This window comes from Mycobacterium scrofulaceum (genome assembly GCF_002086735.1).
GTDB lineage: Bacteria > Actinomycetota > Actinomycetes > Mycobacteriales > Mycobacteriaceae > Mycobacterium > Mycobacterium scrofulaceum.
In genome coordinates, this window is the sequence record NZ_MVIJ01000096.1 from 1 (window position 1) to 8224 (window position 8224).

General features: G+C 69.7%; 6 protein-coding genes. 1 reads left to right on the top strand and 5 read right to left on the bottom strand.

Features of this window, described 5'->3' with window-relative positions; translation table 11 throughout:
• On the top strand, positions 1–894 hold an 894-nt coding region (locus BST44_RS28280; protein ID WP_208619902.1), incomplete at its 5' end, for a peptidylprolyl isomerase.
• Positions 895–911: 17 nt separating this feature from the next.
• Here the strand turns inward: BST44_RS28280 and BST44_RS28285 are convergent.
• The 5 genes from BST44_RS28285 to secD all read right to left on the bottom strand — a co-directional run.
• Positions 912–3302: a RelA/SpoT family protein gene (locus BST44_RS28285; protein WP_083179990.1), complete on the bottom strand. Its 2391-nt coding sequence runs from the start codon at positions 3300–3302 to the stop codon at positions 912–914.
• A 184-nt stretch (positions 3303–3486) separates the two neighbouring features.
• A complete protein-coding gene (locus BST44_RS28290; RefSeq protein WP_083179985.1) occupies positions 3487–4029 on the bottom strand; it encodes an adenine phosphoribosyltransferase in 543 nt (180 codons plus the stop codon).
• Positions 4030–4066: 37 nt separating this feature from the next.
• The gene (locus BST44_RS28295) at positions 4067–5716 is read right to left on the bottom strand and encodes an ABC transporter substrate-binding protein (RefSeq protein WP_083179986.1); all 1650 of its coding nucleotides are present in this window, start codon (positions 5714–5716) and stop codon (positions 4067–4069) included.
• Between the two features lie 5 nt (positions 5717–5721).
• The gene (secF, locus tag BST44_RS28300) at positions 5722–6984 is read right to left on the bottom strand and encodes a protein translocase subunit SecF (RefSeq protein ID WP_083179987.1); all 1263 of its coding nucleotides are present in this window, start codon (positions 6982–6984) and stop codon (positions 5722–5724) included.
• A 3-nt stretch (positions 6985–6987) separates the two neighbouring features.
• Positions 6988–8224: protein translocase subunit SecD (gene secD / locus BST44_RS28305; protein ID WP_244184973.1), on the bottom strand; the 1237-nt coding region annotated here is incomplete at its 5' end.

The following is an 8224-nucleotide window of genomic DNA, read 5'->3' on the forward strand; positions in this document are numbered from 1 at the left end:
CAGGACTTCCCCCCGACGGGAGACCACCCCGGCCCGCGGCCGGTGTATCAGCCGCCCACCCAGTCGCGGCGCCTGCTGCTGGGCATCGTCGGCGCGTCGGCCCTGGCGCTGGCCGCGGTGGTGGCGTTGGTCGTCGCGCTGGTGACGCAGAACGACGGCTCCGCCGACAGCGCGGCGCCGACCACCCCGACCCGCGCCCGGGTGCCCGGCAGGCCGGGATCCAATCCCGGGCCGACCGCGCAGGCAACCGGGACGGTGCCTCCGCTGCCGGCGTTCGCGCCGCTGGCCGACCTCGGCGCCAACTGCCAATATCCGAGCGCGCCGGACACCCTCGTCAAGCCCGTCAGCCCGCCCCAGTCGGGCCGGGTCTCCACCGACCCTCCGCAGATCCCCGCCACCCTCGCCACGAACTTCGGGGACATCGGCATCCAGCTGACCAACTACGAATCCCCGTGCACGGTCAACAGCTTCGTCAGCCTGGCGAGGCAACAATTCTTCGACAACACCCAGTGCGCCCGGCTGATCGACTCGACCGACGGGGGATCGCTGCTGTGCGGCGGCCCGGAGTCGGACGGCTCCGGGGGGCCCGGCTACCAATTCGCCGACGAATACCCCACCGACCAGTACCCGCCGGGAGACCCCGCGCTCCGGGCGACGGTGATGTACCCGCGCGGCACGGTGATCATGGCCACCGACGGACCCAACACCAACGGCAGCCAATTCTCTTTGATTTTCCGGGATTCGGAGCTGGCTCCGCAGAGCACGGTGTTCGGCACCATCACGCAGGCGGGCCTGGCGGTCCTGGACAAGATCGCCCAGGCCGGCATCGCGGGCAACCGCCAGAGCGGGGCGCCCACCAACCCGGTCACCGTCAGCTCGGTCCACGTCGGCTAGCCCCGACGTCGGGCCGGTCAGGCCGCCGACGTCACCCGGTAGACGTCGAAAACCCCTTCGACGTTGCGCACCACGTTGAGCAGATGCCCGAGGTGCTTCGGGTCCCCCATCTCGAAGGTGAATCGGCTGATCGCGACCCGGTCCCCGGAGGTGGTGACCGACGCCGACAGGATGTTGACCTTCTCGTCGGCCAGCACCCGCGTGACGTCGGAGAGCAACCGGTGCCGGTCGAGCGCCTCGACCTGGATTGCCACCAGGAACACCGACGACGGCGACGGCGCCCAGTGCACCTCGATGATGCGCTCCGACTGCTGCTGCAGCGACGCGGCGTTGGTGCAGTCGGTGCGGTGCACGCTCACTCCCCCGCCGCGGGTGACGAACCCCATGATCTGGTCGCCGGGCACCGGCGTGCAGCACTTGGCCAGCTTGGACAGCACACCCGGGGCGCCGGGGACCGAGACCCCGACATCGTCGCTGCTGCGCGGGCGGCGCAGCATGGTCGTCGGGGTGGACCGCTCGGCGAGATCCTCCTCGGCCTGGTCGATGCCGCCGAGCTCGGCGAGCAGCCGCTGCACGACGTGCTTCGCCGACACGTGGCCCTCGCCGATCGCGGTGTAGAGGGCGGACACGTCCGTGTAGTGCAACTCGCGCGCGACCGCCCCCATGGATTCGCCGTTGACCAAGCGCTGCAAGGGAAGTCCGCCCCGGCGGACCTCGCGGGCCATCGCCTCCTTGCCGGCCTCCAGCGCCTCCTCACGCCGCTCCTTGGCGAACCACTGCCGGATCTTCGCCTTGGCGCGCGGCGACACCACGAACTGCTGCCAGTCGCGCGACGGCCCGGCATTGGGGGCCTTCGACGTGAAAACCTCGACGACTTCGCCGTTTTCCAGCTTGCGCTCCAGCGCCACCAGCCGCCCGTTGACCCGGGCACCGATGCAGCGGTGGCCGACCTCGGTGTGCACCGCGTAGGCGAAGTCCACCGGCGTCGACCCGTTCGGCAGGGTGATCACGTCCCCCTTGGGGGTGAACACGAAGATCTCCTGCACCGCAAGGTCGTAGCGCAACGACTCGAGGAACTCACCCGGGTCGGCGGCCTCCCGCTGCCAGTCGAGCAGCTGACGCATCCAGGCCATGTCGTCGATCTCGGCGGCGGCGTGCTGATGCGGAACGCCGTTGCGGCCCTTGGCCTCCTTGTAGCGCCAGTGCGCGGCGATGCCGTATTCGGCGGTGCGGTGCATGTCCCGGGTGCGGATCTGCACCTCCAGCGGCTTGCCCTCCGGGCCGACGACGGTGGTGTGCAGGGACTGGTACACGCCGTATCGGGGCTGGGCGATGTAGTCCTTGAACCGCCCCGCCATCGGCTGCCACAACGAATGCACCACGCCGACGGCGGCATAGCAGTCGCGGATCTCGTCGCACAGGATGCGGATGCCGACCAGGTCGTGGATGTCGTCGAAGTCGCGTCCCTTGACGATCATCTTCTGATAGATCGACCAGTAGTGCTTGGGCCGGCCCTCGACGGTCGCCTTGATCTTCGAGGCGTTCAGCGTGTTGATGATCTCGGCGCGAACCTTGGCCAGGTAGGTGTCCCGGGACGGCGCGCGGCCGGCGACCAGCCGGACGATCTCGTCGTACTTCTTCGGATGCAGGATCGCAAAGGACAGGTCCTCGAGTTCCCACTTGACACTGGCCATACCCAGCCGATGGGCAAGGGGCGCAATGACTTCCAGCGTCTCGCGGGCCTTGCGCGCCTGCTTCTCCGGCGGCAGGAAGCGCATGGTGCGCATGTTGTGCAGCCGGTCGGCGACCTTGATCACCAGCACGCGGGGGTCGCGGGCCATCGCGGTGATCATCTTGCGGATGGTCTCGCCCTCGGCGGCGCTGCCCAGCACCACCCGATCCAGCTTGGTGACGCCGTCGACGAGGTGCGCCACCTCATCGCCGAATTCCTCGGACATCTGCTCGAGCGTGTAACCGGTGTCCTCGATGGTGTCGTGCAACAGCGCGGCCACCAACGTGGTGGTGTCCATGCCCAATTCGGCCAGGATGTTCGCGACGGCCAGGGGGTGGGTGATGTAGGGATCACCGGAGTGCCGCAGCTGGGTGGCGTGTCGCTGGTCGGCGACCTCGAAGGCGCGCTGCAGCAACGACAGGTTCGCCTTCGGATAGATCTCGCGGTGCACCGCCACCAGCGGCTCGAGCACCGGGTTGAGCGCGTTGCGCTGGGCGGTCATCCGCCGGGCCAGCCGGGCCCGGACCCGGCGCGACGCGCTGCTGGGTGCCTTCAGCGTCTCGGTCGGCGGCTCCGGCGGGTCGGCCTGCGCCGTGACGGGCTCCCCGACCAGCAGGGCGTCAGCGACTTCGCCGGGCGCGTCAAGCGCCTGCGCCGCGCTCTTGTCGTCCGCCACGTTGGTCACCTCCGACCTCGAGGATATCGCCAAAGTCTCATCCCCCGGCCGCGCTGCGTGTGCGCTGAGGGCTTTGAGGGTGTGCCAGGGGCGGCGGAACTGCGAAATCCGCGCCGTCAGCACACACTCGACGCCGCCGATTCACCCGCAACCGGCCGAGCACCGCGCGCGCATCGTCGCCGGGCTAGATGCGACTGAGGCTGTGCAGCGGCAACTCCGCGACGGCCTGCCGGCCCCCGAGCGCGGTCAGTTCGAGGATCACCGCCGCCGCCATCACCGTGGCCCCGGTGCGTTCCAGCAGCCGGGCCGCGGCGGCGAGGGTGCCCCCGGTGGCCAGCACGTCGTCGATGATCACGACCCGGCGTCCGCGCAGCTCGATGCCGTCGGCCGGGATCTCCAGGGTGGCGCTGCCGTACTCCAGGTCGTAGTGCTCGGCGTGCACCGGCGGCGGCAACTTCCCGCCCTTGCGGATCGCCAGCACACCGGTGCGCAGCCGGTCGGCGACGGCCGCCGCGGCCAGAAACCCGCGGGAATCGATCCCGGCCACCAGATCGGCGCCGGAGGCGATCTCGGCCAGCGCGTCGGTGACCGCCGTCAGCCCGTGCGGGTCGGCGAACACCGGGGTGAGGTCCTTGAACTGGACCCCCGGCTTGGGAAAGTCGGGCACCTCGCGCAGCAGGGAGGCGATCACGGTCGCCACCGACGCGCTCCCGCCGGCGCTCGTCACCGGAGCCTCATTGACCGGAGCCTCATTGACCGGAGCCTCATTGCACGAGCGCCCATCGGTCCATGTTCCAGCCGGCGCCCCAACGGGTCGGATTCTTGCTCACGGCATACATCTTCTTCGACATCAACAGGGTTCGTTGCTGCCGGTAGAGGGGAAGCGTCGGCATGTCGCCCCACAGTATCGGCGCCGCTTCGCCCAGCAACCGGACGCGTTCGGCGGGGTCGGCCGACACCGCCAGCGCCCCGATCGTGCTGTCGATCTGCGGGTTCGCGTAACCCGACAGGTTGTTGCCGTTGCCGCTGTGCAGGTCGTAGGCGTCCATCGCCGACGACCCCGTCGACCCGCTGCCGGCGGCTCCGCCGGTGCTGGCCAGCAGCACGTCGATCTTGCCGTCCCTGAGCGCCCGCGGCCCCGAGGTGTCCAGGGCGACGTTGGTGACGGTGATGCCCGCCGCGGCGCAGGATTTGGTGATCACCCCGACGTTGACCGCGAGCCGCGCGTTGGGCCCCTGGTAGCCGATCCGCACCGTCAGCGGGGCGCCACCGAGCGCGTCGCGGGCGGCGCCGGGGTCCGCCTTGCCGAACGGACCGGCCTCGGCGGCGCCCACACTGGCGGTGACCGGATCGTCGAGGGCCGGGCTCAGGCGCGAGTTGGCGATCGGCACCCCGGCATCGCGCGCGAGCGTGTCGCGCGGGGTGCACAGGGCGAGCGCGCGGCGGGCCTTCGGCTGCGACAGCGGGCCCTGCGGCGCGAAGATCAGCTGCTCGATGCCGTCCGACGGCGAATCGGCGCGGTCGTAGTTGTCCGGCGTGGTCAGCGTTCCGGAGGAGCCCGCCGCCACGTCGACCACGTCGACGCTGCGGTTGTTGACCCGGTCCTGGATGTCGGGGCCCTGGGGCCACACCGTGATCCGCTTGGTGACCGCCTTCGGGCCCCACCACCGGTCGTTGGCGACGAGCACCACCGCGCCGCCGTCGAGGATGCGTTCGATCCTGTAGGGCCCCGACGACGGGAAGTTCTTCAGATCCAGGCCGGGCTTGAGGTCCCAGATGGTGTTCCACAGTTTGGCGATCTGCTGCACGAGTTCGCCGTTGTTGCTCAGCAGGGCGGCGGTCACGTCGACGTGGAGCCGGTCGGCGATCACGTGCGACGGCATCATCGACGTGGCGGTGAACAGCTGGTTGTAGTCGACGACGCCGCGGTCCGGAATGAACGACACCCGGGCCTTCTTCTGCCCCGGCAGGCACTCGACGTTGGCGATGTCGAGGTAGCCGGCCCGGGTGGCGGCGTCGAACTCCGGGTACCGGCCGGACTGCGCCGCCCAGGCGAGCACCAGGTCGTCGCAGGTCACCGGCTTGCCGTCGGAATAGACGGCGTTGTCGGCGATCTGGTAATCCAGCACCAGCGGCGAACCGCCCACCACGGACACGGTGCCGAAGTCACGGTCGGCGACGGTCTGCCCGTCGGGACCGTGGTAGCTGAACCCGGCCAGCGTGCGGGCGAAGGCCTGCGCCCCGGCCGACGCCGCTCCCACGACGGTGTTGGTGTTGTAGGTGATTAGCGGGCCGTCGACCACGTAGTCGATCTGGGCGGCGGTGCTGCCGGAACAGGCGGCGAGCGCGACGGCCGCCACGAGCGTTGCGGCCAAAGCGATAGCGCCTCCCGCGAGGCGATACCTGGAGGCCATGGCGCCTACCGCCGGCCGGCGTTTCGCTTGCCGCTCGGACGGCGGGTGCCGGTGGGCCGCACCGGACGCGCACCCGGTGCCGGTTTGCTCGGCGCGGGTTTGTCGGACGGCGTGCCCACCTCCGCGGGCGCGGTCTCGTCCCCGGCGGCCTTCGCCTCCTCGGCCGGCTCGGCGCCGGCGGAGCGGCGACGCATGACGCGGCGGGTGTGGGTGCGCACCAGCTCCGTGCGTTCGCGCAGCGAGACCAGCAGCGGAGTGGCGAAGAAGATCGACGAGTAGGTGCCGATCATGATGCCGATCAGCTGCACCAGCGCCAGGTCCTTCAGCGTCCCGACGCCCAGCAGCCACACCGCGACCACCATCAGCGCCAGCACCGGCAACACCCCGATCAGGCTGGTGTTGATCGAGCGCATGAACGTCTGGTTGATCGCCAGGTTGGCCTGCTCGGCGAACGTGCGCCGGGTGGTGTGCTGGAACCCGTGGGTGTTCTCCTCGACCTTGTCGAAGACGATGACGGTGTCATAGAGCGAGAAACCGAGGATCGTCAGCAGCCCGATGACGGTCGCCGGGGTGACCTCGAAGCCCACCAGCGAATACACGCCGGCGGTGACCGTGAGGTCGAAGAACATCGCCGCGATCGCCGCGAGCGTCATGTAGCGCTCGTAGCGCACGGTGATGTACAGGCTGACCAACGCCAGGAAGACCACCAGCGCGATCAGCGCCTTGGTGGTGATCTGGTCGCCCCAGGTCTCCGACACCGCCGAGTCGCTGATGGCCTGCTTGCTCGGTTTGCCGTCGGTGCCCTTCGGCTGAAAAGCGTCGAACAGGGCGTTGCGCAGCTTGGCCGTCTGGTCGTTGGACAGCGTTTCGGAGCGGATCTGCACCGTGGCCGAGGCGCCGCTGCCGACGATCACCACCGATTCCGGGTCGCGGCCGACGGCCTTGCGGAACACGTCGGACACCTGCGACGTCTGCACCTGGCCCGTCGCGCCCGCGGCGGGCATCGACACCGTCGTGCCGCCGTTGAAGTCGATCCCGAAGGTGAAGCCACGCAGGATGATGCTGGCGAGGGCGACCGCGACGATGCCGCCGCTGATGCCGAACCACAGCCGGCGCCGCCCGACCACCTCGAAGGCGCCCGTGCCGGTGTAGAGCCGAGAAAGGAAGCTGTGCCGCACCTGGCCTGCGCCGCCATCGGTCAGCTGCGCGGTGCCCTCGGAAGCTTCGGTGAGCTCGGTCGCGTCCTTGGATGCCTTGGAGGCACTCATGCGCTATCCCCGTCCCGTCTTCACTTGCGCCGAGGCCCGACGTTCGCGGGCGACCTGTTGCACGGCCCCCAGGCCGTTGTACGCGGGCTTGGCCAGCGTCGGGGACTTGGAGGCCAGGTACACCAGCGGCCAGGTCACCAGGAACACCACGACCACGTCAAGGATCGTGGTCAGCCCCAACGTGAAGGCGAAGCCCTTAACCTGGCCGATCGCCAGGAAGTACAGCACCGCGGCGGCCAGGAAGGTGACGGCGTTGCCCGAGACGATCGTCTTGCGCGCCCGCGCCCAGCCGCGGGGCACCGCCGACCGGAACGAACGGCCCTCGCGGATCTCGTCCTTGATGCGCTCGAAGAACACCACGAACGAGTCCGCCGTGGTCCCGATACCGATGATCAAACCGGCGATGCCGGCCAGGTCCAGGGTGTAGTTGATGTACCTGCCCAGCAAAACCAAGATGGCGAAAACCATTGCGCCGGAGGCGATCAACGACAGCGCGGTGAGCAAACCCAGCACCCGGTAATACAGCAGCGAGTACAGCAGTACCAGGACCAGACCGATCCCGCCCGCGATCAGGCCCGCGCGTAGCGAGGTCAATCCCAGTGTGGCCGAGACGGTTTGGGCCTCCGACGACTGGAAGGACAACGGCAACGAACCGTATTTGAGGACGTTGGCCAGTTGCTTGGCCGTCGCGGCGGTGAACGGCGGGTCGCCGCCGGTGATCTGGGTCCGCCCGCCGGGGATGGCCTCCTGGATCATCGGGGCGCTGACGACCTGCGAGTCCAGCGTGAAGGCGGTCTGGGTGCCGATGTGCGCGGCGGTGAAGTCCGCCCAGGTGTTGGCCGCGGCCGGCTTGAACTGCACGTCCACGACGTAACCGATGCCGCGCTGGTTCATGCCCGAGGTGGCGTCCTGGATCTGGTCGCCGCTGATGATCGACGGCGCCAGCAGATAGGCCACCTTGTGGTCGGTCGAGCACGTCACCAGCGGCAGGTTCGGGTCGTCGTTGCCGGCCAGGATGTCCTCTTTGTCGCACCGGGTGGCCTGGAACTGCAGCGCGAGGAACTGGACGCCCTGACGGGTGCTCTGGCGCCACTTCTTCTCGTCGGCGATGCGCTCGGCGAGCTCCTTGCGCGGGTCGGGCGGTGCGGGCTGCTCGGCCGGTGGCACGTCGGCCGGTGGGGCGTTACCCGCGGGCGCCGGGGGCGGGGCGGGGCTCGGCGGTGGCGGCGGCGTTGGGTCC